Source organism: Actinomadura chokoriensis (assembly GCF_039529475.1).
In the GTDB taxonomy this organism is placed as follows: domain Bacteria; phylum Actinomycetota; class Actinomycetes; order Streptosporangiales; family Streptosporangiaceae; genus Spirillospora; species Spirillospora bangladeshensis.
Map to the genome: position 1 here is coordinate 103,600 of NZ_BAAAMW010000019.1, position 25,633 is coordinate 129,232.

The following is a 25,633-nucleotide window of genomic DNA, read 5'->3' on the forward strand; positions in this document are numbered from 1 at the left end:
AGGATCGGAGGCGGCCCGAGGCGGTCGCATCCGCCATTGGCCTGCCGGGCCCGCGTGCGGGCCCGTCGGTCGGTCGTTGGGGCCCTGTCAGTCGTAGGAGGCCAGGGTGCGGGCGTGGAGGGCGAGGACGTGGGCCAGCAGGGCGGGGGCCTGCCCGCCGGCGGCGTCGGGGAGGACGTCGGGGGTGAGCGTCCAGTCGGCGCCGACCCAGTTGTCGGCGATGCCGTCCGCGCTGGACGGCAGGTTGTTGCAGGACTGCCGCAGCCGGACCGTGCGGACGGAATCGGGGGCCGGGGTGTCGGTCTCCACGAGCAGCACCGGGACACCGGCCGTCGGCCCGTCCTCCACCAGGCGCAGGAGCCGGTGGGCGTCCTCCCCGTCGAGCGCGGCGCCCGCGTCGAGGACGACCACCAGCCGGACGGGCGGGCCGCCGCCGGGCAGGTCCTCGTCCCCGCCGCCGATCCGGCGCAGGTCGACCAGGTCGAGCAGGCGGCGGACGCGCTCGGCCGCGCCGGTGCCGACCGCCACACCGCCGCCGAGCAGCCGGGCGGACGTGGCCGGGTCGAAGCCCTGCAGCCAGCCCGCGCCGGACAGGCCCGCCGCGTCGATCACCTCCAGGCCGACGAGGCCGGGCGGGGCGGCGGCGAGGAACCGGGTCGCCAGCGACCAGGCGTAGGCGGTCGAGTCGGCGGGCATCGCGCCCCGCGAGATCCACACGGCGCGCCGCCAGGGCAGCCGGAGGACGAGCGGTATCCGCAGGTCGGGCAGCTCGTCGGTGGACAGCCGGCCGAGCAGCACGCCGCCCGCGAGGTCGGTGCGGGGACGCCAGGTCAGCCAGGACGGCGCGTCGAACGGCGCGACCTCCGCCTCGACGTGCGGCTCGACCCGGGCCAGCTCGTCGCGGAGCTGGGCGGCGTCGGAGCGCAGCCGCTCGTCGGCGGCGGCCATGAGCTCGTCGAAGCGGCCGCGGGGCCGCCGCCCGGCGATCTCCTCGTTGCGGACGGTCAGCGCGTGCTCGGTCGCGGCGCGGAACGCGGCCACCGAGCGGCTCGCGTCCTCCCAGACGAGCCAGCAGCGTTCGAGGTAGTCGACCTCCGTGCCGGGCGGCGGCGGAGGCGCCCCCGTCCCCTGCGGCGGCGGCCCCTGCGGCGGCGGCCCGGACGGGGGCTGCGCGGGCGGCGGTGCGGCGGCCGGAGGCGGACCCGCCGCGGGTTGCGGCTCGCCCGGGTCGTCGACCTCGATGCCGTGCGCCGCGACCAGTTCGGCGAGGCCGCCCGCGTAGCCCTGGCCGACGGCGCGCACCTTCCACCGCTCGGCCCGGCGGTAGACCTCCAGGGCGATGATCGCCCGCTCCGGGCCGAGGCCCGGGACGGTGAACTCGGCGACCGGGGCGCCGCCGGCGGCCGCGAGGACGGCGCGCGGCGGCGGCACCGTCCCGAAGTCGGCCGTGCCGGTGAGGCTGACCGCGATCAGCACCGCGGTGACATCGCCGGGGACCGCGTCCAGGTCCAGCTCGATGCGCTGCCCGCCGCCGTCGGACCACTGGACGCCCGGTGCCCGCGGCGCGTTGAAGAACACCAGGTCCGCGTCGGAGCGGACGCGCAGGTCCGCGCCGACGAGCAGCGCGCTGACGTCCACCGGCGCGGCGCAGTCCGCGGTCGCGGTCACCCGCCGCGCGGGCAGCGCCGCGTTGGCGCCCCGGGTGAGCTCGGTCATCGGCGGGTCAGGCGTGCGCGGCGATCGCCGGAAGCATGTCCTGGAAGGTGCGGCCGTGGCAGGGCTCCCCGATGGCGTTCATCTTCCAGCCGCCGCCGTGCCGGTAGAGCCGCGCCATGATCATGGCGGTGTGGGCGCCGCCGCCGGTCAGCGTGTACCGGGCGAGCTCGCCGCCGTCCATCTCGTTGACGAGCCGGCAGAAGGCGTTCTCCACCTCGTTGAAGGTCTGGCCGTTGAACGAGCTGACGGTGAACACCAGCGAGGTGACGTGGACCGGGAGGCGGTTCAGGTCGACGATGACCGACTCGTCGTCGCCGTCGCCCGCACCGGTCAGGTTGTCGCCGGTGTGCCGGACGGAGCCGTCGTCGCTGACGAGCTTGCCGAAGTAGACCACGTCCGCGAGGTTCGCGTCGGCGAAGAGGACGCAGGACGCGTCGAGGTCGATGTCCCGTTCGCGGGAGCCGAAGAAGCCCTTCTTCTTCACCGCGTCCCAGCCCAGGCCCATCCGGACCATGCTCAGCGCACCGCCGGGCTTCTCCAGCGAGATCCGCTGGCCCTTCACCATCGAGACGGTCACAGCCGTCGCCCTCCCTGCTGTCCCCATGCCGCGCTGACCCCGAGAGCGCGCCGGCCCCAAACGCACCCGGTCACCACGGAACGGTCAGGTGCGAGCAAAGCCTTGCAGGCCGTCCACCCTGTTGTCATCTCGTTCGGCCGTTCCGCGCGAGACCGGGCCGCACGTGAAACGGATGGAAGGCTCCTTGCCCGCCGTGCGCGGGCCGCCGGATAGTGACCTTCGCCGGGCGACTCGCGAACGGGAAAAGGTGGTCTTGTGAGGGCCTTGGGTGTGCTGGTGGCGGCGCTGGTCGCCGCGATGACCGTCCTGGCCGGGCCGCCCGCCTCGGCGGCGGCGCTGGCGGAGGTCACGGACTTCGGGACGAACCCGACCGGGCTCCGGATGCACCTGTACGTTCCGGACCGCGTCCAGGAGAGGCCGCCGGTGCTGCTGGCGGTCCACTGGTGCACGGGGTCGGGGCCGGCGATGTACTCGGGGACGGAGTTCGCGCGGCTCGCCGACCAGTACGGGTTCATCGTGGTGTATCCGTCGGCGACGCGTAGCGGCAGCTGCTTCGACGTGTCGTCGCCGCAGGCGCTGAGGCGCGACGGCGGCAGCGACCCGGTCGGGCTCATGTCGATGGTCCGGTACACGCTGCAGCGGTACGGCGGGGACGCGTCCAGGGTGTTCGTCACCGGCGTCTCGTCCGGCGCGATGATGACGAACGTGATGCTCGCGAACTATCCGGACGTGTTCGCGGCGGGCGCGGCGTTCGCCGGGGTGCCGGACGGGTGCTTCGCCACGACCGACGGCTCGGGGTGGAACAGCGCGTGCGCCAACGGGACCGTCCTCAAGACGCCGCAGCAGTGGGGCGACATCGCCCGTTCCGCCGACCCCGGCTACTCCGGGCCGAGGCCGCGCGTGCAGCTGTGGCACGGCACGGCGGACGACACGCTGCGCTACCCCAACTTCGGCGAGGAGATCGACCAGTGGACGAACGTCCACGGCCTGCCGGCCGCGCCGACGTCCACCGACCAGCCGCAGCAGGGCTGGACGCGCACCCGCTACGGCGACAAGGTCGAGGCGTACTCCCTGCAGGGCGTCGGGCACAACCTGATGGCGTCCGGCATGGCGCGGCGGGCGATCGAGTTCTTCGGGCTCGACCAGGGCGGGACGACGGAGCCGCCCGGCGACGGCGGTGACGGCTCCGCGGCGTGCCGCGTCGCCTACGCGGTCAACGCCTGGAACACGGGCCTGGTCGCGAGCATCACGATCACCAACACCGGGTCCACCGCGGTCAACGGCTGGACGCTCGGCTTCACGCTGCCCGCCGGGCAGACGATCACGTCCGGGTGGGGCGCCGACTACCGGCCGACGAGCGGCGCGGTGAGCGCGACGAACGTGTCCTACAACGCCGCGATCCCGGCCGGCGGCTCCGTCGGCATCGGGCTGCAGGCCACGCACACCGGGAACAGCGGCGCGCCCGGCGGGTTCACCCTGAACGGCGCCGCCTGCACGGCCGGGTGATCGCCCGCTCCCGTGCGGGGCACCCGGCGCGTGCCCCGCACGGGAACGGCCCTTCCGGCGGTTCCGGGCGGCTCACAGGCCGAGGCGCCCGGCGTGGCGGGAGAGGAAGGCGAGCACCTCGTCCTCGGGCTTGTCGGGCAGGCCCCACATGATCTCGGTGACGCCGGCCTCCTCCCAGGCCGCGATGTCCTCGGCCGAGGGGCGCATGGACGCCAGGACGGAGATCTCCGGGCGGCCGGCGCGGCCCGCGTCCGACCAGGCGGCGTGCAGGGCCGCGACCTTGGCGAGGATGTCCCGCTCGGTCGGGGTGGTGATCCAGCCGTCGGCGTGGGCGGCGATCCAGGCGAGGGTCTTCGGGCCGCCGCCCGCGCCGATCATCAGCGGGACGCGGGACTGGACGGGCTTCGGCCACGCCCATGATGGCCCGAACGAGACGAACTCCCCGGCGTAGGACGCCTGCTCCTCCGTCCACAGGGCCCGCATCGCCTCCACGTACTCGCGCAGCACGGTCCGGCGCTTGCCGGCGGGGACATGGTGGTCGGCGAGCTCGTCGGTGTTCCAGCCGAACCCGGCGCCGAGCGTGACGCGGCCGCCGGACAGGTGGTCGAGCGAGGCGATCGTCTTGGCCAGGGTGATCGGGTCGGACTCGACCGGCAGGGCCACCGACGTCCCGAGCCGGATGGCGGACGTGACGGTGACGGCGGACGCGAGCGAGACCCACGGGTCCAGCGTGCGCATGTAGCGGTCGTCCGGGAGGGTCTCGTCGCCCGTGCCGGGGTGGGCGGCCTCACGCTTGACGGGGATGTGGGTGTGCTCGGGGACGTAGAAGGAGTGGAACCCGTTCTCCTCGGCGGCCTTCGCGGCGGTGGCGGGCGCGATGCCCCGGTCACTGGTGAAGAGCACGATGCCATGGCGCATGCGTCCGATAGTAGAACGTGTTCTACCAACGCGGGGGCCGGCGGGTGCCGGCAGGTGCGGGCGGCGGCGCGGCACACCTGGGCGATATTGACACTCTTGTCGGCAGACCCGTACGGTTCGCGTGATTCACGGTTGCCCGAGGGAAATCCGGTGAGATGCCGGTGCGGACGCGCCACTGTATCCGGGACGACGATCCCGGGAGCCAGGTCGCTCGGGTGGCCGCGACCTCATTGTCCGGGACGCGCACGATTCCCTACGGAGGCTCCGTGAGCACGCTGTCGGCTCGCACCATCCCCCTTCCCCGCCTGGTCCCCTGGCTGCTCGCGGTGCCCGCGCTGCTGCTGATCGGCTACCTCGTCCTGATGGACAACGGCGCCGTGTCGCAGACCGGCGGCCACCTCCACGAGCTGATGCACGACGGGCGGCACCTGCTCGGCGTGCCCTGCCACTAGGCCGCCGCATGGTACGCACCCTGCTGGTCAGGGGCCTTCTCCTGGGCCTGCTGGCCGGCCTCGTCGCGGGCGTCTTCGCCTTCGCGGCCGGAGAGCCGCGCATCGACGAGGCGATCGCACTGGAGAACGCCGCCGCCGCGCACGAGCACGGCGCCGGCGCACCCGCCCACGAGCACGGCGGCGAGGTGGGCCGCGGCACGCAGAAGGCCGGGCTGTTCCTCGCCACCGGCCTCTACGGGCTCGCCGTCGGCGGCGTGTTCGCACTCGTCTACGCGGGGCTGCGGGGCCGGGTCGGCCCCCGGTCGGACGGCGGGCTCGCGCTCGCCGCCGCCGGGACCGGCTTCGCCGCCGTCATCATCGTCCCGTTCCTGAAGTACCCGGCGAACCCGCCCGCCGTGGGCGATCCCGAGACGATCAACAGCCGGACCCTGCTGTACCTGGCGATGATCGGGGTCGGGCTGCTCGCGACGGCGATCGCGGTGACGACGGCGCGGAGCGTGCCCGGCGGGCCGTGGGCCCGCTGGCCCGCCGCCGTGCTGGCCTTCGTCGTCCCCGTCGCGGTCGCGTCGCTGCTGCTGCCGGGGGTGGACGAGGTGCCCGACGGGTTCCCCGCCACGCTGCTGTGGCAGTTCCGCATGACCTCGCTCGGGACGCAGCTGGTGTTCTGGGCGTCGTTCGGCACGCTGTTCGGCTGGTTCTGCGACCGGGCGGCGCGCTCCGCGGCAGTGCCGGCCTGAACGGGCTGCTGCTCGTCCGGCACGCGACGTCGGCGGGGATGCGGGAGGCCCGCTTCCCCGCCGCCGGCGCCGCCGCGGACGCGGGCGGTCTGGCGAGGGCGAGGGCCCTGGCCGGAACGTTCCCGGGCGGTGCGGCGTGGACGTCCCCGTCCCGTGCCGCCCGGGAGACCTGCGCCGCGCTCGGTCTCGACGCCCGGCCGCTCGCGGCGCTGGCCGAAGCCGACTACGGCCGGTGGGCGGGCGTCCGGTACGCGGACGTCGAGCCTGATGCGCTGGCCGGGTGGCTGTCGGATCCGGACGCCGCGCCCCACGGTGGCGAGTCCCGGAACCAGGTCGTGGCGCGGGTCGCGGAGTGGCTCGGCGGTCGGCCGTCCGGGATCGCGGTGTGCGACGCGGGCGTCATCCGGGCCGTCCTCTGCCACGCCCTCGGCCTGGGCGTCCCGGCGGCCGACCGCATCGATCTCGCTCCGCTGTCCACCACGCGACTGGCCGCCGCCCGGGACGGCTGGCGGGTCGCCCACATCAACCGGAAGGTGGTCCCTTGAACGCCCTCTACCCGTTCAGCGCCGTCGTCGGCCTGGACGATCTGAAGCTGGCGCTGCTCCTCAACGCCGTCTCGCCGCGGGTCGGCGGGGTGCTGGTACGGGGCGAGAAGGGCACCGCGAAGTCGACGATCGTGCGGGCGCTGGCCGCGCAGCTCCCGGCCGTGGACGTCGTGCCCGGCTGCCGGTTCGCCTGCGACCCGGCGGCGCCCGACCCGTCCTGCCCGGACGGGCCGCACGACCCGGGCGGCCCGGCGGAGCGGCGGCCGTCCGCGCTGGTGGAGCTGCCGGTCGGCGCGTCGGAGGACCGGCTCGCCGGGTCGCTCGACGTCGAGCGGGCCCTGACCGAGGGCGTGAAGGCGTTCGAGCCGGGGCTGCTGGCTGCGGCGCACCGGGGCGTCCTCTACGTGGACGAGGTGAACCTGCTGCACGACCACCTGGTGGACCTGCTGCTCGACGCCGCCGCGCTCGGCACCTGCTACGTGGAGCGCGAGTCGCTGTCGATCCGGCACGCGGCCCGGTTCCTGCTGGTCGGGACGATGAACCCCGAGGAGGGCGAGCTGCGTCCCCAGCTCCTCGACCGGTTCGGGCTGACGGTCGAGGTGCGGGCGTCGCGGGAGCCGCGGGAGCGGGCGGAGGTCGTCCGGCGGCGGCTCGCGTTCGAGGCGGACCCGGAGGCGTTCGCCGTGCGCTGGGCCGGCGCCGAGGCCGGCCTCGCGGAGCGCATCTCGGCCGCGCGCGAGCGCCTCGGCGGCGTCCGGCTGCCGGACGAGCGGCTGGAGCAGATCGCGGCCGTCTGCGCCGGCTTCGAGGTGGACGGCCTGCGCGCCGACCTCGTCACGGCGAACGCCGCCCTCGCGCACGCGGCCTGGCAGGGCCGGGACGAGGTGACGCAGGCGGACGTGCGCGCCGCCGCCCGCCTGTCGCTCCCGCACCGCCGCCGCCGCGACCCGTTCGACGCCCCGGGCCTGGACGAGTCGCTCCTCGACGACCTCCTCGCCAGCACCGCCCCCGACGACGACCCGCCCCCGGAAGGAGGCGGCGCCCCCTCGGACGGCGACACTCCACGCGGGGCCGGAGGCGCGGCAAGCGACGACAAGGCGCCGGGTGACGGCGACTCGCCCGGCGTTGACCGCCCACAAGGTGAATCGAGTCCGCCGGGTGACACGAGGTCACCGGGTGATACGGAACCGTCGGGACATACGAGACCGCCGGGAGATGCCTGGCCGCCAGGAGGTGCCCGGCCGTCGGGAGGTGCCTGGCCGCCGGGAGATGCCTGGCCCTCGGGAGATGCCTGGTCTTCAGGGGATGGCGGGCCGTCGGGTGATCCGGGGCCGTTGGGGGATGCGCGATCGCCGGGTGCGGACGGTTCGCGCGGTGGCGGTGCTCCGCAGGGTGCGGAGGGGCGGCTGGGCGGGGGTGAGCGGGTCGCGGCGGTGGCGGCGCCGCATGCGGTGCCGTTCTGGGAGGTGCCGGGCGTCGGGGACGGTGCGGCGGGGCGCCGGTCGCGGGCGCGGACGGCGCGGGGCCGGGTGACCGGGGCGCGCCGCCCGGCCGAGCGGGTGCGCGACCTGCACGTGGTGGCGACGCTGCTGGCCGCGGCTCCGCATCAGCGGGCGCGCGGGCGGTCCGGGGCGGGGGTGGTGCTGCGGGCGGGGGATCTGCGCGAGGCGGTCCGGGAGGGGCGCGAGGGCAACCTGGTGCTGTTCGTCGTGGACGCCAGCGGCTCGATGGCGGCGCGCCGCCGGATGACGACGGTGAAGACGGCCGTGCTGAGCCTGCTGCTGGACGCCTACCAGCGCCGCGACAAGATCGGCCTGATCACCTTCCGGGGGCGGACCGCCGACCTGGTCCTGCCGCCGACGTCGTCGGTGGAGGCGGGTGCGGCGCGGCTGCGGGCGCTGCCGACCGGCGGGCGGACGCCGCTGGCCGCCGGGCTCGTCCGGGCCGCCGAGGTCCTGCGGGCCGAGCGGCTGAAGGACCCGGCGCGGCGCCCGCTGGTCGTGGTCGTCACCGACGGCCGCACCACCGCCGGCGGCGACGTGGACCGGGCCGCCGGACTGCTCGCCGGCACGGCGGGGATCGTCGTGGACTGCGAGGACGGCCCGGTCCGGCTCGGCCTCGCGGGACGGCTCGCCGCCCGGCTGGGCGCGCGGCTCGTCCCGCTCGGAGATCTCGATGGAATCGTGCGCGAGCACAGGAAGGCGGCCTGACATGCCCCAGGGGAAGCCCGTGTCCGTCCCCGACGACGGACTCACCACCCGGCAGCGCCGCAACCGGCCGCTGCTGATCGTCCACACCGGGCCGGGGAAGGGGAAGTCGACGGCCGCGTTCGGGATGGCGCTGCGCGCGTGGAACCAGGGCTGGCCGGTCGGGGTGTTCCAGTTCGTGAAGTCGGCGAAGTGGCGGATCGGCGAGGAGCGGGCGCTGCGGGTGCTGGGCGACAGCGGCGAGGGCGGCCCGGTCGCCTGGCACAAGATGGGCGAGGGCTGGTCGTGGATCCAGCGGCCGGGCTCGGATGCGGACCACGCGGCGGACGCGCGGGAGGGCTGGGCGCAGATCAAGCGTGACCTCGCCGCCGAGACGTACCGTTTCTATGTGCTGGACGAGTTCACGTATCCGATCAAGTGGGGCTGGCTGGACCTGGACGACGTGGTGGAGACGCTGACGTCCCGTCCGGGCGCGCAGCACGTCGTCGTCACCGGGCGGGACGCGCCGGAGCGGCTCATCGGCGCCGCCGACCTGGTGACGGAGATGGGGAAGGTCCGGCATCCGATGGACGCCGGACAGAAGGGGCAGCGGGGCATCGAGTGGTGATCCCGCGGCTCGTCATCGCCGCCCCCGCGTCGGGAAGCGGGAAGACCACGGTCGCGACCGGGCTCATCGCCGCCCTGCGCGCCCGGGGGCTCGCGGTGTCGCCGCACAAGGTCGGCCCCGACTACATCGACCCCGGCTACCACGCGCTCGCGTCGGGACGCCCCGGCCGCAACCTCGACCCGTGGCTCGTCGGCGAGGAGCGGGTCGCGCCGCTGTTCCTGCACGGCGCGGCCGGCTGCGACGCGGCCGTGGTCGAAGGGGTGATGGGGCTCTTCGACGGGCGGGGCGACACGGGGTTCGCCTCCACCGCGCACGTCGCGCGACTCCTCGCCGCCCCGGTCGTGCTGGTCGTGGACGCGGCGCGGCAGAGCAGGTCGGTCGCGGCGCTCGTGCACGGGTTCGCGACGTTCGAGCCGGGGGTGCGGATCGGCTGCGTCATCCTGAACCGCGTCGCCTCGGACCGGCACGAGGAGCTGTGCCGGGGCGCGCTGGAGTCGACCGGGATACCGGTGCTGGGCGCGATCCGGCGGGACGACGCCGTCGTGAACCCGTCCCGGCACCTCGGGCTGATTCCGGCGGCGGAGCGCGGGGCGGACGCCGTGCGGGCGGTGCGGCGGCTCGGCGGGCTGATCGCCGGGTCGTGCGACGTGGAGGGGCTGCTGCGTCTCGCCGGCACCGCTCCCCCGCTGCCCGGCCCGGCGTGGGACCCGTCCGAGCATGCCGAGCCGGTCGGCGGGCGGCCCGTCGTCGCGGTCGCGGGCGGGCCGGCCTTCACCTTCTCTTATAGGGAGCACGTCGAGCTGCTGCGCGCGGCGGGCGCCGAGGTGGCGGTGTTCGACCCGCTGCGGGACGAGGCCCTGCCCGACGGGACGGCCGCGATCGTCATCGGCGGCGGGTTCCCGGAGGTGCACGCCGCCGAGCTGGCCGCCAACGAGCCCATGCGCGCGGCCGTCGCCGCGTTCGGCGGGCCGATCGCCGCCGAATGCGCGGGACTCCTCTATCTATGCGAGGAACTCGACGGCCGGAGGATGTGCGGGCTCGTCCCGGGCCGGGCGCGCATGACGTCCCGGCTGGCGCTCGGCTACCGGGAGGCCGTCGCCGTGGCCGAATCGCCGCTGACGCGCGCGGGCGAGCGGTTCCGGGGCCACGAGTTCCACCGCACGGCCCTGACCGGGGCCGCGGAGCCGCTGTTCCGCTGGCGGGACGGCGGCGACGGGTTCGGGAGCGACCGCATCACCGCGTCCTACCTGCACCTGCACTGGGCCGGGTATCCGGAGCTGGCTCAACGGCTGGTGTCGTCCTCCAGGTCGCCTTCCGCCTTGAGGTAGACCTCCTGCAGGCCCTTGAGGACCTCCGGGTCGGGGTGCTCCCACATGCCGCGCTCGGCGGCCTCCAGCAGCCGCTCGGCGATGCCGTGCAGCGCCCACGGGTTCGACTCGGCCATGAACGCGCGGTTCTCGTCGTCCAGGACGTAGGCGGCGGTGAGCCGGTCGTACATCCAGTCGGCCATGACGCCGGTGGCGGCGTCGTAGCCGAACAGGTAGTCGACGGTCGCGGCCAGCTCGAACGCGCCCTTGTAGCCGTGCCGGCGCATCGCGGCGAGCCACTGCGGGTTGACGACGCGGGCCCGGAAGATCCGCGCGGTCTCCTCCGAGAGCGTGCGGGTGCGGACGGCGTCCGGGCGGGTGCTGTCGCCGACGTACGCCTCCGGCGCCCTGCCGGTCAGCGCCCGGACGGTGGCGATCATGCCGCCGTGGTACTGGAAGTAGTCGTCGGAGTCGGCGATGTCGTGCTCGCGGGTGTCGACGTTCTTCGCGGCGACCGCGATGCGGCGGTAGGCGCTCTCCATGTCGTCGCGGGCGGGGACGCCGTCGAGGTCGCGGCCGTAGGCGTGGCCGCCCCACACCGCGTACACCTCGGCGAGGTCGGCGTCGTCGCGCCAGGTGCGGCTGTCGATGAGCGGCAGCAGCCCGGCCCCGTAGGCTCCGGGCGCCGACCCGAAGATGCGGCGGGCGGCGCGCCCCTCGTCGCCGTGCGCCTCCCGGTCGGCCCGGACGTGGGCGCGGACGTAGTTGTCGCCGTCGGGCTCGTCCAGGGCCGCGACGAGGCGGACGGCGTCGTCCAGCATGGCGACGACGTGCGGGAACGCGTCCCGGAAGAAGCCGCTGATGCGGACGGTCACGTCGATGCGCGGCCGGCCCAGCTCGGCGAGCGGGACCGGCTCCAGATCCGTGACGCGGCGGGACGCCTCGTCCCACGCCGGCCGGACGCCGAGCAGGGCGAGGACTTCGGCGATGTCGTCCCCGGCCGTCCGCATCGCGCTCGTCCCCCACACCGACAGGCCCACCGAGCGCGGCCACTCCCCGTCGTGGTCGGCGCGGTAGCGGTCGAGGAGCGAGGCGGCCATGGCCTGCCCGGTCTCCCACGCGAGGCGGCTCGGGACGGCGCGCGGGTCCACCGAGTAGAAGTTCCGGCCGGTCGGCAGGACGTTGACGAGGCCGCGCAGCGGCGACCCGCTCGGCCCGGCCGGGACGTAGCCGCCGTCCAGGGCGTGCAGCACGTGGCCGAGTTCGTCGGACGTGCGCGCCAGGCGCGGGACGATCTCGGCGGCGGCGAACTCCAGGACCCGCCCCACGAGTTCGCGGCGCTCCCCGGGGACCCGCCGGGCGATCTCGGGGACCGCTTCCGCGTCCCAGCCCGCGTCCTCCATGCCCTGGACGAGCGACCGGGCGGCGGCCTCGGCGGCGTCCACGTCGGCGAGGGCCTCGGAGCCGTCCTCGGCCAGGCCGAGCGCCTCGCGCAGGCCCGGCAGCGTCTCCCGCCCCGACCACATCTGCCGGGCGCGGAGCATGGCCAGCACCAGGTCGACACGGGTCCCGCCCTCCGGCGCAAGGCCGAGGACGTGCAGGCCGTCGCGGATCTGCGCGTCCTTCACCTCGCACAGCCAGCCGTCCACGTGCAGGAGGAAGTCGTCGAACTCGGTGTCGTGGGGACGGTCGTCCAGGCCGAGGTCGTGGTCGAGCTTCGCGGCCTGGATCAGCGTCCAGATCTGCGCGCGGATCGCCGGGAGCTTCGCCGGGTCCATCGCGGCGATCGTCGCGTGCTCGTCCAGGAGCTGTTCGAGGCGTGCGATGTCGCCGTAGGTCTCGGCGCGCGCCATCGGCGGGACCATGTGGTCGACGAGGACGGCGTGCGCGCGGCGCTTGGCCTGCGTCCCCTCCCCCGGGTCGTTGACGAGGAACAGGTAGATCAGCGGGACGTCGCCGAGCGCGGCGTCGGTGCCGCACGACGCGGACATGCCGGCCGCCTTGCCGGGCAGCCACTCCAGGTTGCCGTGCTTGCCGACGTGCACGATCGCGTGCGCGCCGAACTCGTCCGACAGCCACCGGTACGCGGCCAGGTAGTGGTGGCTCGGCGGCAGGTCGGGGTCGTGGTAGATCGCGATGGGGTTCTGGCCGAAGCCGCGCGGCGGCTGCACCATCACGACGACGTTCCCGGCGCGGAGGGCGGCGAGGACGATGGCGCCGTCCTGGACGAACAGGTGCCCGGGCGGCGGCCCCCAGTGCAGCTCCATCTCCCCGCGCAGCACCTCGGGGAGGGTGCGGTACCAGCGTTCGTAGGACGCGGCGGAGATGCGGATCGGGTTGCCGGCGAGCTGCTCCTCGGTGAGCCAGTCCTCGTCCTGGCCGCCGGCCGCGATGAGCGCGTGGACGAGCGCGTCGCCGTCCTGCTCGCGGACGCCGGGGAAGCCCTCGCCGAGGTCGTAGCCCTCCTCCGCGAGGCGGGCCAGCAGCCGGACGGTGCTCGCCGGGGTGTCGAGGCCGACGGCGTTCCCGACGCGGGAGTGCTTCGTCGGGTACGCCGACAGCATGACGACGATGCGGCGGTCGGCGGCCGGGGTGCGGCGGAGGCGGCCGTGCCGGACGGCGATCCCGGCGACCCGCGCGGCGCGTTCGGGGTCGGCCCGGTAGACGGTGAGGCCGTCCTCGTCGATCTCCTTGAACGAGAACGGGACGGTGATGATGCGGCCGTCGAACTCGGGGATCGCGACCTGCGACGCCGCGTCCAGCGGGGACAGGCCGTCGTCGCTCGCCGCCCAGGCGTCGCGGCTGGTGGTGAGGCAGAGGCCCTGCAGGATCGGGATGTCCAGCTCGGCGAGGGCGCCCACGTCCCACGCCTCGTCGTCACCGCCCGCCCCGGCGGTCGCGGGCCGCGTCCCGCCCGCCGCGAGGACGGTCACGACGAGCGCGTCCGCCCGGCCGAGGGTGTCGAGCAGTTCGGGCTCGGCGGTGCGCAGGGACGAGCAGAAGACCGGCATGGCCTGCCCGCCGGCGTCCTCGACGGCCGTGCACAGCGCCTCCACGAACGCGGTGTTCCCCGCCATGTGGTGGGCGCGGTAGTACAGCACGCCGATGACCGGGCCGCCGGCGGTGCGGGGTTCGCGTTCGAGCCGTCCCCACGTCGGCGCCGCGGCGGGCGGCGCGAACCCGCGCCCGGTCAGCAGCACGGTGTCGGACAGGAACGCGTGCAGCTCGGCCAGGTTGCCGGGGCCGCCGTGCGCGAGGTAGGCGTGGGCTTCGGCGCACACGCCGCCGGGGACGGTGGACAGCTCCATCAGCTCGGCGTCGGGGGCCTGCTCGCCGCCGAGGACGACCACCGGACGGGGCCCGGCGAGCAGCGCGTCGAGCCCGTCCTCCCAGGCCCGGCGCCCGCCGAGCAGCCGGACGACGACGAGGCCGGTCCCCTCGGCGAGGCCGGGCAGGTCGTCCGCGGTGAGCCGCGCCGGGTTGCCGAGCCGGTAGGCGGCGCCGGACGCGCGGGCGCTCAGCAGATCGGTGTCGGACGTCGACAGCAGCAGCACGGTGCCAGCGGACACGGCCGTTCCTCCCCTGGGGTCCTCGCCCCGGTCGCGGGTGTCACGACGGCAGGAGTCTCCTGGCTCCCGGATCGACGCTCGCCCCGGCCTTCCCGTCCGTGCGGACAGTGGCCTCAAGCGGGATTCGCTCCCCGGTCACAGTGGCGGGACCGCGCCGGATTCGCACCGGCTTCCTCCCATTGCCATCGCCTGAGGAGAACAGTACGGCAGCGCGGGCCGCCCGCAAAGTGTGGTTAACATCCTCCCCGTGCCGAATGCCAGACTCCGTGCCGACGCCTGCCCCGGCGCGCTGCGCACCCACGACGCCGCCGACGGGCCGCTGGCGCGCGTCCGGGTGCCGGGCGGCGCGGTGTCGTCCGCGCGGCTCGGGGTGCTCGGCGCCGCCGCCCGGGAACTGGGGCGGGACGTGATCGAACTCACGTCCCGGGGCAATCTGCAGCTGCGCGGCGTCCGCGATCCGGCGGCGCTCGCGGAGCGGCTGGGGGCGGCCGGGCTGCTGCCGTCGCCGTCCCACGAGCGGGTCCGCAACATCGTCGCGTCCCCGCTCGGCGGACGCGGCGAGCACGGCGTCCTGGCGACGGATCCGCTGGTCACGGCCCTCGACCGGGCGCTGTGCGGGCATCCGCGGCTGGCGGGGCTGCCGGGCCGCTTCCTGTTCGCCTTCGACGACGGCACGGGCGACATGCTCGCGCTGGGCGCCGACCTGACCTTCGCCCCGGACGGCCTCCACCTCGCCGGGACGCGGCTGCCCCATCGCGATGGCGCGGTGGCGCTGACGGTCGCGGCGGCGGAGGCGTTCCTCGACGTCCGCGGGGACGCGTGGCGCCTCGCGGAGGTGCCGGACGGGGCGCGGCTCATCGCGGAGCGGCTCGGGGCCGAACCCCAAGAGGCCGGTGCGCGTCCCGAGCCCCGCCGCCCGCATGCCGGGGTCATCGCGCAGCGGGGCGGGCTCGTCGCGCTGGAGGCCGTGCCGCCTCTCGGACGGTTGTCCGGGGCACAGGCCGATGCGCTCGCCGGTCTCGCGGACGAGGTGCGGGTGACGCCGTGGCGGAGCGTCGTGCTGCGCGACCTGGGCCAGGGCGCGGCAAGCCGCATCGCGGCGCGGCTCGGCGCGGCCGGTTTCGCCGTCGATCCGGCGTCGCCGTGGGTCGGGGTGTCGGCGTGCACGGGCAGTCCCGGGTGCGCGAAGTCGCGCGGCGACGTGCAGGGCGAGGCGCGGCGGTGGGCCGGCGGGCTGGAGCGCGCCCCGGAGACGCCCGTCCACTGGGCGGGGTGCGAGCGGCGCTGCGGGATGCCCCGCGGCCCGGTCGAACTGAGGATGGCGGAGGAGCAGCGGTGATCGACTATGTCCGGGACGGCGCCGAGATCTACCGGCGGTCGTTCGCGACGATCCGCGCGGAGGCCGACCTGTCGGGCCTGCCGGACGACGTGGCGCGGGTCGCCGTCCGGATGATCCACGCGTGCGGGATGACCGACCTCGTCCGCGACCTGGCGTGGTCGCCGGGGGTCGTGGAGCGGGCGCGGGCGGCGCTGCTGGACGGCGCGCCGGTCCTGTGCGACGCGCGGATGGTCGCGTCCGGCATCACGCGGGCGCGGCTGCCCGCCGGCAACGAGGTCGTGTGCACGCTCGGCGACCCCGAGGTGCCGGGGCTGGCGGCGCGGCTCGGCACCACGCGGAGCGCGGCGGCGCTGGAGCTGTGGCGCGGCCGCCTCGGCGGCGCGGTCGTCGCGATCGGCAACGCGCCGACCGCGCTGTTCCGGCTGCTGGAGCTGGTCGCGGAGGGTGCGGGGCGCCCGGCGGCGGTCCTCGGCGTCCCGGTCGGGTTCATCGGCGCCGCCGAGTCCAAGGAGGCCCTCGCCGCGAGCGGCCTCGACCATCTGGTGGTGCGCGGGCGGCGCGGCGGCAGCGCGATGACGGCGGCGGCGGTCAACGCCATCGCCAGTGAGGCGGAATGATGGCGGGACGGCTGTTCGGCGTGGGCGTCGGGCCCGGCGATCCGGAGCTGGTCACGGTGAAGGCGGCGCGGCTGATCGGCGGCGCCGACGTGGTCGCCTACCACTCCGCGCGGCACGGGCGCAGCATCGCCCGGTCGGTCGCCGAGCCGTACCTGCGGGACGGCCAGGTCGAGGAGCAGCTCGTCTACCCGGTGACGACCGAGACGACCGGGCATCCGGGCGGCTACCAGGGCGCGCTGGACGACTTCTACGCCGACTGCGCCGCCCGGCTCGCCGCGCACCTCGACGCCGGCCGGACGGTCGTGGTGCTGAGCGAGGGCGACCCGCTGTTCTACGGGTCCTACATGCACCTGCACAAGCGGCTCGCGCCGCACTACCCGACCGAGGTGGTGCCCGGTGTGACGTCGCTGAGCGCGGCGTCGGCGGCGGCGGGGCGCCCGCTGGTGGAGCGGGAGGAGACGCTGACCGTGCTGCCCGGCACGCTGCCCGCCGGGGAGCTGGCCGCGCGGCTGCGCGGCGCCGACGCGGCGGCCGTGCTGAAGCTCGGCCGGACGTTCACCAAGGTCAGGCAGGCCTTCCAGGACGCGGGACGGCTCGGCGACGCCTGGTATGTGGAGCGCGCCGCCACCGACCGGCAGCGGGTCGCCCCGCTCGCCGACGTCGATCCGGCCGACGTCCCGTACATGTCGCTCGCCCTGCTGACGAGCCCGGCCGAGCGGTCGTTCGCGGCGCCTCCCCCGGCGCGGCCGGCCGGTTCCGGCGGGGTGTGGGTGGTCGGGCTCGGGCCCGCCGGGCGGCCGTGGCTCACGCCCGAGGCGCAGGACGTCCTGGCGTCGGCGACCGACCTCGTCGGCTACGGCCCCTACCTCGACCGGGTGCCGCCGAACCCGAGGCAGCGGCGCCACGCGTCCGGGAACCGGGTGGAGGCCGACCGGGCCCGGCACGCGCTGGAGCTCGCGCGGGACGGGGCGCGCGTCGCGGTCGTGTCGTCCGGCGACCCGGGCGTGTTCGCGATGGCGGCGGCGGTGCTGGAGACCGCCGCCGGGGACGAGTTCGCGGACGTCCCGGTGCGGGTCGTGCCGGGGCTGACGGCGGCGCAGGCCGTCGCGTCGCGGGCGGGGGCCCCGCTCGGGCACGACTTCTGCGTGCTGTCGCTGTCGGACATCCTCAAGCCGTGGGACGTGATCGCGCGGCGGCTCGCGGCCGCCGCCGAGGCCGACCTGGTGCTGGCCCTCTACAACCCGTCGTCGAGCCGGCGGAGGCACCAGCTCCCGGCGGCGCGCGACCTGCTGCTGGAGCACCGCTCCCCCGAGACGCCGGTGGTGGTCGGGCGGGACGTGGGCGGTCCGGAGGAGGACGTGGCGGTGACGACGCTCGGCAAGCTCGACCCGGACCGGGTCGACATGCGCTGCCTCGTGATCGTGGGGTCGTCCACGACGCGGGTGACCGACAAGGGCATGGTCTACACGCCGCGCCGCTACCCCTGAGCCCAGGCGGCGGCGGTCGCCACGTCGTCCGTCGCCTGGACGCCGTCCGGATGGGGCGGGCGGTCCACCATGACGACCGGTATGCCGGCGTCGCGGGCGGCGGTGAGCTTCGCGCGGGTCATGGAGCCGCCGCTGTCCTTGGTGACGAGCACGTCCAGGCGGTGGTCGCGGATCAGCGCGCGCTCCCCCTCCACGGTGTAGGGGCCGCGGGCGAGCAGCACCTCGGCGTTGGGCGGGACGGGCGGCTCCGGCGGGTCGACCGACCGGGCGAGGAACCACGCGTCCGCGCGGGCGGCGAACACCGGGATGCTGCGGCGGCCGGTGGTGAGGAACACGCGGGCCCCGACCGGTAGCGCCCCGGCGGCTTCGGGCAGGGACGGGACGCGGTGCCAGTCGTCGCCGTCCTCCGCCTCCCAGCCGGGGCGGCGCAGCGCGAGCAGCGGGACGCCGGTCGCGCGCGAGGCGTGCGCGGCCGACGCGCTCATCCGCTCGGCGAACGGGTGCGTGGCGTCCACGAGGCGGTCGATCCGGTTGCCGCGGAGCCAGGCCGCGAGCCCGCCGGCCCCGCCGAAGCCGCCGATGTGGACCTCCCCCGCCGGCAGGCGCGGGTCGCTGACGCGTCCGGCGAGGGACGAGACGACGTGCACGCCCGTGCGGCGGACCGCGAGGCGGGCGGCGAGCGCGCGGGCCTCCGCCGTCCCGCCGAGGATCAGGACGCGCCGCACGCCCGGTCCCGGCCGGCGCTGTAGAGGTGGCTGTCGGGGAACGCCGACGCCGTCAGGACGCGGCCGACGACGATCACGGCCGTGCGCCTGACCCCGGCCTCGCGAACGAGGCCCGCGATGTCGGACAGGGTGCCGCGCAGGATCACCTCGTCGGGGCGGCTGGCGCGGGCGACGACCGCGACCGGGCAGTCCGCGCCGTAGTGCGGCACCAGCTCGGCCGCGACCTCGTCGATGCGCTGGACGGCGAGGTGCAGCACCATCGTGGCGCCGCTCGCGCCGAGGGTGGCGAGGTCCTCGCCGTGCGGCATCGGGGTGGCGCGCACGGCGGTGCGGGTCAGGATGACGGTCTGGCCGACGCCGGGGACGGTCAGCTCCCGCCCGAGCGAGGCCGCCGCCGCCGCGAACGCCGGGACGCCGGGGACGACCTCGTACGGGACGCCGGCCGCGTCGAGCCGCCGCATCTGCTCGGCGACCGCGCTGAACACCGACGGGTCGCCCGAGTGCAGGCGCGCGACGTCCAGGCCGTCGCGGTGCGCGGCGGTCAGGTCGGCGACGATCGCGTCCAGGGTCATGTCCGCGGTGTCGACGAGGCGGGCGCCGGGCGGGCACGCGTCCAGCAGGTCGCGCGGCACCAGCGACCCCGCGTACAGGCACACCGGCGCCGACTCCAGCACGCGCAGGCCGCGCACGGTGATGAGGTCGGCGGCGCCCGGGCCCGCGCCGACGAAGTACACGGTCACAGGGTGTCCTTCCGTGCCGTCCAGATGGTGACGGGCATCGCGGGGCGCCAGCCGGTGAATCCGCCCAGCGGCGCGGCGCGCTCGACGTGGAGGCGGACCAGGTCGCCGCCGTGGGTGCGGCGGAGCCCGGCCACCGCCGCCTCCGATTCCAGGGTGACGGCGTTGGCGGCGAGGCGGCCGCCGGGCCGGAGGGCGTCCCAGCAGCGTTCCAGCAGGCCGGGGACGGTGAGGCCGCCGCCGACGAACACCGCGTCGGGCCGCGGGAGGCCGTCCAGCGCGCCGGGTGCGCGGCCCGTCACGACGCGGACGCCGGGCACGCCGAGCGCCTTGGCGTTGCGGCCGATCCGCTCGGCCCGGTCGGGGCGGCTCTCCACCGCGACCGCCGCGCAGGACGGGTGCGCCCGCGCCCACTCGATCGCGATGCTGCCCGACCCGGCGCCGACGTCCCACAGCAGCTCGCCGGGCAGCGGGCCGAGCCGGGACAGCGTCACCGCCCGGACCTCGCTCTTGGTGATCTGCCCGTCGTGCTCGTAGGACCCGTCGGGGAGCCCGGCGACGCGGGGCAGGAGCGCCGCGTCCGGGCCGGGCACGCAGTCGACGGCGACGACGGCGAGCGCCGACGCGGCGGGGGCCGTCCAGTGGGACGCGACGCCGTGCGCCGCCGTCTCGCTCTCCGCGCCCAGGTCGCAGAGCACGGTCATGCGGCTGGGGCCGAACCCGCGCCCGGTGAGCAGCGCCGCGACGACCGCGGGTGCCTCGCGTCCCGCGCCGAGGACCAGGACGCGGCGGCCCGGCGCGACGACCGCGTTCAGCGTCTCCGCCGGACGGCCGACCATGCTGACCACGTCGACCCGGTCGAGCGGCCAGCCGAGCCGGGCGCACGCCAGCGACGCCGACGACGGATGCGGCAGCACCCGCAGCCGCCGCGCGCCGGCCAGCTCCGCGAGCGTGGAGCCGATCCCGTAGAACATGGGGTCGCCGCTCGCCAGGACGGTGACGGCGCGTCCCGCGTACCGCTCGATCAGCCCGGGAAGCGCCGGGAGGAGCGGCGACGGCCAGGCGACCCGCTCGGCCGCACCCTCCGGGACGAGGCCGAGCTGCCGCGCGCCGCCGAGCAGCACATCGGCCTCCCGGAGCGCCGCGCGGGACGCCTCGGGAAGCCCGTCCCAGCCGTCGGCGCCGATGCCCACGACGGTGATCGAACCCGCGTCCACCGGCCTCCTTCCCGACCTGCGGCGGAAAGTCTACAGCTGGCACACTTGGCCAGGTGAAGCGGCTTTTGATCATCGGCATCGGCGCGGGCGACCCCGACCACCTGACGTTCCAGGCGGCCAAGGCGATCGCCGCGGCCGACGTGTTCCTGCTGGTCGGCAAGGGCGAGGCCAAGCACGACCTCGCCGGGCTGCGGCACGACCTCATCGCGGCGCACGCCCGCGAGCCGTACCGGGTCGTCGAGGCCCGCGACCCCGAACGCGACCGCACCGCCGACGGCCCCGCCTACACCGCCGCCGTCGAGGACTGGCGCTCCCGCCGCGCCCGGATCTACGAGTCGTTCGTCACCGATGAACTGGAGGACGGCCAGACCGGCGCGCTCCTCGTCTGGGGCGACCCCGGGATCTACGACAGCACCCTCTCCGCCTTGGACGAGGTGGACGCCGACTTCGAGTTCGAGGTCATCCCCGGCATCAGCAGCGTGTCCGCGCTGACGGCCCGGCACCGGATCGGGCTGACCCGGGTGGGGCGCCCCGTCCACCTCACGACGGGCCGCCGCCTCGCCGCCGAGGGCCCGACCGCCGACGACGTCCTCGTCATGCTGGACGCGCACTGCTCGTTCGCCGGCGCCGGCGACGGCTTCCACATCTACTGGGGCGCCTACCTGGGCACACCCGACGAGATCCTCGTGTCGGGCCCGGTCGCGGAGGTCGCCGACGAGATCCGCACCGCCCGCGCCGAGGCCCGCGCCCGCAAGGGCTGGATCATGGACACCTACCTCCTGCGCCGCGAACCGCGCGGCTGACCCGCGTCCGGAAGCGGACGCCGGCGGCCCGGATTCTTCCGGTTTACGCGCCTTCTGTCCGCCGGTAGGCGATGATGTCAACTCCACGCGGCGCGCCCGGAGGGACTGTGACGGAGCAGGCGGAAGAACACGCCGGGGTCGCCGCCGCGCAGGCGCCGCCCGTCGTCGCGCGCGGGCTGCCGTCCGTGCTGTGGCGCACCGTGCGCCTCCTCTGCGGCGGGGTGGCGGGCGCCGCGCTGCCGGTCATCGCCTGCACCGCCGCCCTCCAGTTCGCGGTCGTGGCGGCCGGCGTCCTGGTCATCGGGGACGGCGGCATCATCGTCAACGGCGAGATCCGCACGCACGAGCTGACGCCGTACGGCGTCGGCTACGCGTGCGCGGCCGTGTTCGCGCTGTCGGCGGCCCACGTCGCGGCGGTCGCCGCCGTCCTCCTCATCGCGGCGGGCCGGCTGCTGGACCGGCCCGTCACCGCCCGGTCCGCGGCCGGGGCCGTGGCGCGGCGGGCTCCCGCGCTGGCGGCGTGCGTCCCGCTGATCGGCGGGGTGCTGCTGGCCGTCCCGGCGGCCGGCGCCGGGACGCTGCTGCTCACGGGCGTGCCGTGGGTCGCCGTGTTCGCGTCCGCGGTGGCCGGTGCCGTCAGCTGCTGGTCGGTGCTGACGGTGCCGCTGGTCGTCCTGGAGCACGCCGGGCCGGTGCGGGCGCTGGCGCGGGCCTGGACGCTGACCCGCCACCGCCGGGCCCGCTGGTCCTGGTTCGTGCTCGCGGGGGTGCTGCTCCTGCCGGGCGCCGTCGCCGCCGGGGTCTCGGCGCTCGCACTGCCGCTGGAGGACGAGGCCCTCGCGATCGTCGGCCGGGCGGCCGTCGTGACCGTGGGCGCACTGGTCGTCCTGCTCCAGGGGACGGGCCTCGCGGTCGTGACCCTCGACCAGTGGTACCCGGCCGTGAACGTCTGGCGGGAACGCCGCCGTCCGCTCGACCTGGACGCCGCCATGCGGAGGCTCCCCACGGCGGACCGCCGTACCCGGCCCGGTGCCGCGGCCGTGCTCGCGGTGCTGGCGATCGCGTCACCCGCCCTCCTCCACTGGACGCTGCTGCGCACCGACCCGTACGACCTGACGGCCGTCTCCGATCGCGTCGTCGGGAACCAGGACGGCCGCAACGTCCTCCTGCTCCCGGACGGCTCCGCCCCGATGGTGCTCACCCCGCACCTCGCCGGCGGATTCTCCCTACTGGCCTGCGGCGACCGGACGTGCCGCACCAGCCGCGAGGTCGGCGGCGTCCCGGTCTCCGGAAACCGGGTGGAGGCGGCGGCGCTGCCCGGCGGCGCGGTCGTCGTGGGGGCGTGGCAGTACGACACCGGCTCTCTGGGCAAGGCGCCCGAGAAGGTGCCCGACACCCTGCCCCTCCTGCTCCGGCTGGTCCGCTGCACGCCGGGCGGATGCCCGCCGCTGTCGTCCGCCCCCGGCACCGTGCGGGTCGCCGAGGCCGGCTCGTTCCAGATCAACGGCGCCGCTCTCGGCATCACCACCGCCGGCTCGCAGATCGTCGCGGCCGCCGTCACGCCCCTGGGGGACGGAGTGGACGACCGGATTCTGCGCATCGTGCGCTGCTCCCGCCTCCCCTGCGGCCGCCCGGAAGTCTTCGCCACCCTCCGCCCGCCGTACATCTCCAGTGGTTTCGGCAAGCCGGTCGCGATCGCGGCCGGGCGGTCCGGGCGCCCGGTGATCGCGGTGCAGGACGGCCTCGACGGAGCACTGACCGTGGTGAGCTGCGGCAACGCCGGCTGCGACCGGCCGCGGACCACGCGTTTCGGCCCGCGCGACCGCCCGAGCATCCGGGAGGAGCAGCGCTTCGAGGCGGCCGACCGGCTGACGAGGCGCCTGCACGCCCTCGACCCCGACGCCGTCGAGGTCGCCGTCCCCGCCGACGACCGGCCGATCGTGACCTACCGGAACGTGCTCACCGGCGCGGCCACGCTGCTGCGCTGCCGCACCCCGGACTGCGCCGCCGCCGACACCACCGTCCTCGGCCCGCCCGGACTCGCCCAGCAGGCGCCCGCCCTGGCGCTCGCCCCGGACGGACGGCCGCTCATCGCCGTCCACGACGTCGCCAACACGTCCGTGACCGTCCTCGCCTGCCGCGACTCCGCCTGCACGCACCGCGACGAGACCCGCATCGCCCGCTACACCGGCGTGCCCGGCCCCCTGGACCTCGCCGTCGGACGCGACGGCCGCCCACGGGTGCTGTGGGCCGACGGTTCCGACGGCGACTCTCCCAGGGAACTGCACCTGACCACCTGCGGGCGCGCCCGCTGCGCCGGAGGTGCCGGCCGGTGACCTCGCCGCCGGACCGCCCGCCGCAGGAGAGCACGCCGGCGACGCGGATCCGGTGGCTGCTGCGGTCCGGGCTGGCGGGAGCGGCGGCACCGGTCATCGCCGGCTACTTCGTGTTCCAGTTCCTCTGCGTCGCGGTCGGCGTCGTGGTCCTCGGCGGCGACGGCCATGTGGTCAACGGCGAGATCCGCACGTACGGGCTGTCGCACGGGATCCTCCTCTATGTCGGCGTGACGCTGTCCGCGCTGATCGCCGCGCATGTCGCGGCGGTCGTCATCGTGGTCCTGATCGCGGCGGGCCTGCTGCTGGAACGGCCCGTCACCGCGGGTTCCGCCGCCCGGACGGCGGCGCGGCGCACGCCCGCCCTGGCCGGGGCCGTCCCCCTGGTCGGGCTCGTCCTCCTGGCGGTTCCGCTCCTGGGAGCCGGCGGGTTCCTGCTCACGCTCCGGGTGTGGCCGGGGGTCTTCGGCTGCGTCGCCGGCGGGATGCTGAGTTGCTGGGCGGTGCTCGCGCTGCCGCTGGTCGTCCTGGACGGTGCCGGGCCGGTACGGGCGCTGGCGCGGGCCTGGACGCTGACCCGCCACCGCCGGACGCGCTGGTCGTGGACGGCGCTCATCTCCGTGCTCGTGGTGCCGGGTGCCATCGCCGCCGGCGGCTGGTGGGCCGTCTGGCCGCTCACCGGCGAAGCCCACGCGGTCGCGGTCCGGGTGACCGTCGCGGCGGCGGCCTCACCGGCCGTCCTGTTGCAGGGCGCGGCTCTGGCGGTCCTGACGCTGAGCCAGTGGTACGCGGACGTGCCGGTCCGGCGGGAGCGCCGCCGCCCCCTCGACCTGGGCGCGGCCGCCGAGAGGCTTCGCACCGGAGGCCGCGGCGCCGCCGGGCCGGGCCGCACGGCGGTGCTCCTGGCGCTCGCCACGGCGGCGCCCGCCCTCTTCCACTGGGCCGTGCTGCGCGCCGACCCCTACGACTGGGTCATGGTCTCCGACCATGTCGTCGAGCACGCGGTCGGGCGGGACGTGCTGCTGCTGCCCGGCCGCGGCGACCCGGCGGTGCTCGTCCCGCGCCGGGGCTCGGGCTTCGACCTGCGCGCGTGCGACGACCCCGCCTGCCGGCGCAGCCGCCTGGCCGAACACGTCCCGTACGTGGAGGACCGGGTGGACGCGGCGGCGCTGCCCGGCGGGTCGCTGGTCGTCGCCGGATGGCAGTACGGCGACCGGCGCGTCGGCCCGTCGCGGGAGCGGCCGCTCCTGCTCAGGCTGATCGCCTGCACGGCACGCGGCTGTCCGGACATGCGCGCCGCTCCGACCACCCTCCGCGCGAGCCGGCACGGCCTCGCGGCCTCCGTCGCCGTCGCCGCGTCCGGCGCCCGGACCGTCGTGGCGGTCGCGGTGCCCCTCACGGACGAGGACGCCAACGGAGGCGCGAGCACCCTGCGCATCATGCGCTGCGCGCACCTGCCCTGCGGGGACCCGGCCGTCCTCGTGTCACTCCCGGTTCCGCAGGCGACCGGGGTCGCGGACAAGCCGCTCGCGCTCGCCCTCGGCCGGTCCGGCCGCCCGGTCGCCGCGTACGAGGACCTCGACACCGGAGAGCTGATCGTCGTCGGCTGCCGCGAGGCGTCCTGCCGCCGCCACCGCGCGGCATCGCTCGTCCCCCGCCGCGGCCTCACCTCCGAGCAGAAGGACGACGCCCACGCGGGACGGAAGGCCGGATTCTGGGCGGGCAACGCCTACCCCGACGGCGTCGAGGTCGCCGTCCCCGCCGACGACCGGCCGGTCATCGCCTACCGCGACATCCTCACCGGGGCGGCCACGCTGCTGCGCTGCCGCACCCCGGCCTGCGCCGCCGCCGACGCCACCGTCCTCAGCCCGCCCGGCCGGGCCCAGCAGGCGCCCGCCCTGGCCCTCGGCCCGGACGGGCTGCCGCTCGTCGCCGTCCACGACCTGACCGACTCCTCCGTCGTGCTCATCGCCTGCCGGGACGCGGGATGCATCCGCCGCGACAGGGTACGTATCGGCACCTACACCGACATTCCCGGTCCGATGGATCTCGCCGTCGGGCGCGACGGGCGGCCCCGGATCCTCTGGATCGGCCGGTCGGCGGGCCGGGCGGGCAACGAGCCGCATCTCACCACGTGCCGCCGGGCGCGCTGCGCGCCAGGTGGTGCGGCATTCCGGACAAATCGTTGATCGTCGTCACGGACGTGCCTAGATTGGCAGGAGCGTGTCGCTTCC

At 76.1% G+C, this 25,633-nt stretch carries 20 protein-coding genes and 1 riboswitch; of the genes, 13 read left to right on the forward strand and 7 right to left on the reverse strand.

Annotated elements, in window-relative coordinates:
- Positions 1-87 precede the first annotated feature (87 nt).
- Together ABFX46_RS31805 and ABFX46_RS31810 are read right to left on the reverse strand one after the other, a co-directional pair.
- Positions 88-1,716: a TerD family protein gene (locus tag ABFX46_RS31805; RefSeq protein ID WP_346047609.1), complete on the reverse strand. Its 1,629-nt coding sequence runs from the start codon at positions 1,714-1,716 to the stop codon at positions 88-90.
- A 7-nt stretch (positions 1,717-1,723) separates the two neighbouring features.
- On the reverse strand, positions 1,724-2,293 hold the full coding sequence (locus ABFX46_RS31810; RefSeq protein WP_131938894.1) for a TerD family protein: 570 nt from the start codon (positions 2,291-2,293) through the stop codon (positions 1,724-1,726).
- A gap of 255 nt (positions 2,294-2,548) precedes the next feature.
- Here ABFX46_RS31810 and ABFX46_RS31815 point away from each other — a divergent pair, with 255 nt between their 5' ends.
- Positions 2,549-3,799, forward strand: coding sequence for an extracellular catalytic domain type 1 short-chain-length polyhydroxyalkanoate depolymerase (locus ABFX46_RS31815; RefSeq protein WP_346047610.1), 1,251 nt, complete (start codon positions 2,549-2,551; stop codon positions 3,797-3,799).
- A 72-nt stretch (positions 3,800-3,871) separates the two neighbouring features.
- Here the strand turns inward: ABFX46_RS31815 and ABFX46_RS31820 are convergent, their stop codons facing one another.
- Entirely contained in the window at positions 3,872-4,717 is an 846-nt protein-coding gene (locus tag ABFX46_RS31820) for an LLM class F420-dependent oxidoreductase (protein ID WP_346047611.1), read from the reverse strand.
- Between the two features lie 266 nt (positions 4,718-4,983).
- On the opposite strand from ABFX46_RS31820, the gene ABFX46_RS31825 reads away from it, so the two are divergent.
- Genes ABFX46_RS31825 through ABFX46_RS31850 form a run of 6 tightly spaced genes read left to right on the forward strand, consistent with a single transcriptional unit; the run spans position 4,984 to position 10,593 of the window.
- Complete coding sequence (locus ABFX46_RS31825; RefSeq protein WP_346047612.1) at positions 4,984-5,169, forward strand: CbtB domain-containing protein; 186 nt, start codon at positions 4,984-4,986, stop codon at positions 5,167-5,169.
- Positions 5,170-5,177: 8 nt separating this feature from the next.
- Positions 5,178-5,906 carry a CbtA family protein gene (locus tag ABFX46_RS31830; protein ID WP_346047613.1) on the forward strand — a complete coding sequence of 243 codons (729 nt, stop codon included), beginning with the start codon at positions 5,178-5,180 and terminating at the stop codon, positions 5,904-5,906.
- Positions 5,792-6,451 carry a histidine phosphatase family protein gene (locus ABFX46_RS31835; protein WP_346047614.1) on the forward strand — a complete coding sequence of 220 codons (660 nt, stop codon included), beginning with the start codon at positions 5,792-5,794 and terminating at the stop codon, positions 6,449-6,451. The genes ABFX46_RS31830 and ABFX46_RS31835 overlap by 115 nt, the downstream gene beginning before the upstream one ends.
- On the forward strand, positions 6,448-8,661 hold the full coding sequence (locus ABFX46_RS31840) for a VWA domain-containing protein (protein WP_346047615.1): 2,214 nt from the start codon (positions 6,448-6,450) through the stop codon (positions 8,659-8,661). The genes ABFX46_RS31835 and ABFX46_RS31840 overlap by 4 nt, the downstream gene beginning before the upstream one ends.
- A gap of 1 nt (position 8,662) precedes the next feature.
- On the forward strand, positions 8,663-9,265 hold the full coding sequence (cobO, locus tag ABFX46_RS31845; RefSeq protein WP_346047616.1) for a cob(I)yrinic acid a,c-diamide adenosyltransferase: 603 nt from the start codon (positions 8,663-8,665) through the stop codon (positions 9,263-9,265).
- Complete coding sequence (locus ABFX46_RS31850; protein ID WP_346047659.1) at positions 9,262-10,593, forward strand: cobyrinic acid a,c-diamide synthase CobB; 1,332 nt, start codon at positions 9,262-9,264, stop codon at positions 10,591-10,593. Before cobO ends, ABFX46_RS31850 begins: the two co-directional genes overlap by 4 nt.
- On the opposite strand, the gene cobN is transcribed toward ABFX46_RS31850, so the two are convergent.
- A complete protein-coding gene (cobN, locus tag ABFX46_RS31855) occupies positions 10,548-14,141 on the reverse strand; it encodes a cobaltochelatase subunit CobN (RefSeq protein ID WP_346047617.1) in 3,594 nt (1,197 codons plus the stop codon). The genes ABFX46_RS31850 and cobN overlap by 46 nt on opposite strands.
- 52 nt (positions 14,142-14,193) lie before the next feature.
- A riboswitch (cobalamin riboswitch) is annotated at positions 14,194-14,317 on the reverse strand.
- Between the two features lie 71 nt (positions 14,318-14,388).
- Between cobN and ABFX46_RS31860 the strand changes: the two genes are divergently transcribed.
- From ABFX46_RS31860 to ABFX46_RS31870, 3 genes are read left to right on the forward strand one after another with little or no spacing between them, the layout of a single operon-like run.
- Positions 14,389-15,480, forward strand: coding sequence for a precorrin-3B synthase (locus tag ABFX46_RS31860; protein ID WP_346047618.1), 1,092 nt, complete (start codon positions 14,389-14,391; stop codon positions 15,478-15,480).
- A complete protein-coding gene (locus ABFX46_RS31865) occupies positions 15,477-16,097 on the forward strand; it encodes a precorrin-8X methylmutase (protein WP_346047619.1) in 621 nt (206 codons plus the stop codon). The genes ABFX46_RS31860 and ABFX46_RS31865 overlap by 4 nt, the downstream gene beginning before the upstream one ends.
- Positions 16,097-17,584, forward strand: a complete 1,488-nt coding sequence (locus ABFX46_RS31870; protein ID WP_346047660.1) for a precorrin-2 C(20)-methyltransferase — start codon at positions 16,097-16,099, stop codon at positions 17,582-17,584. The genes ABFX46_RS31865 and ABFX46_RS31870 overlap by 1 nt, the downstream gene beginning before the upstream one ends.
- On the opposite strand, the gene ABFX46_RS31875 is transcribed toward ABFX46_RS31870, so the two are convergent.
- From ABFX46_RS31875 to cbiE, 3 genes are read right to left on the reverse strand one after another with little or no spacing between them, the layout of a single operon-like run.
- Complete coding sequence (locus ABFX46_RS31875) at positions 17,575-18,309, reverse strand: cobalt-precorrin-6A reductase (protein ID WP_346047620.1); 735 nt, start codon at positions 18,307-18,309, stop codon at positions 17,575-17,577. The genes ABFX46_RS31870 and ABFX46_RS31875 overlap by 10 nt on opposite strands.
- A complete protein-coding gene (gene cobM / locus ABFX46_RS31880; protein ID WP_346047621.1) occupies positions 18,294-19,049 on the reverse strand; it encodes a precorrin-4 C(11)-methyltransferase in 756 nt (251 codons plus the stop codon). Before cobM ends, ABFX46_RS31875 begins: the two co-directional genes overlap by 16 nt.
- A complete protein-coding gene (cbiE, locus tag ABFX46_RS31885) occupies positions 19,046-20,263 on the reverse strand; it encodes a precorrin-6y C5,15-methyltransferase (decarboxylating) subunit CbiE (RefSeq protein ID WP_346047622.1) in 1,218 nt (405 codons plus the stop codon). Before cbiE ends, cobM begins: the two co-directional genes overlap by 4 nt.
- A 53-nt stretch (positions 20,264-20,316) precedes the next feature.
- Here cbiE and cobF point away from each other — a divergent pair, with 53 nt between their 5' ends.
- The 3 genes from cobF (at position 20,317) to ABFX46_RS31900 (ending at position 25,588) form a co-directional block, all read left to right on the forward strand.
- On the forward strand, positions 20,317-21,066 hold the full coding sequence (gene cobF / locus ABFX46_RS31890; RefSeq protein ID WP_346047623.1) for a precorrin-6A synthase (deacetylating): 750 nt from the start codon (positions 20,317-20,319) through the stop codon (positions 21,064-21,066).
- 107 nt (positions 21,067-21,173) lie between these two features.
- Positions 21,174-23,402 carry a hypothetical protein gene (locus ABFX46_RS31895; protein ID WP_346047624.1) on the forward strand — a complete coding sequence of 743 codons (2,229 nt, stop codon included), beginning with the start codon at positions 21,174-21,176 and terminating at the stop codon, positions 23,400-23,402.
- Positions 23,399-25,588 carry a hypothetical protein gene (locus ABFX46_RS31900; protein ID WP_346047625.1) on the forward strand — a complete coding sequence of 730 codons (2,190 nt, stop codon included), beginning with the start codon at positions 23,399-23,401 and terminating at the stop codon, positions 25,586-25,588. Before ABFX46_RS31895 ends, ABFX46_RS31900 begins: the two co-directional genes overlap by 4 nt.
- Positions 25,589-25,633: the final 45 nt, after the last annotated feature.

Bases quoted from the DNA above. Each gene is read 5' to 3' on its own strand.
- ABFX46_RS31820 (WP_346047611.1), bottom strand. From the start codon at position 4,717: ATGCGCCATGGCATCGTGCTCTTCACCAGTGACCGGGGCATCGCGCCC.
- ABFX46_RS31870 (WP_346047660.1), top strand. From the start codon at position 16,097: ATGGCGGGACGGCTGTTCGGCGTGGGCGTCGGGCCCGGCGATCCGGAG.
- cobO (WP_346047616.1), top strand. From the start codon at position 8,663: ATGCCCCAGGGGAAGCCCGTGTCCGTCCCCGACGACGGACTCACCACC.
- ABFX46_RS31805 (WP_346047609.1), bottom strand. From the start codon at position 1,716: ATGACCGAGCTCACCCGGGGCGCCAACGCGGCGCTGCCCGCGCGGCGG.
- ABFX46_RS31830 (WP_346047613.1), top strand. From the start codon at position 5,178: ATGGTACGCACCCTGCTGGTCAGGGGCCTTCTCCTGGGCCTGCTGGCC.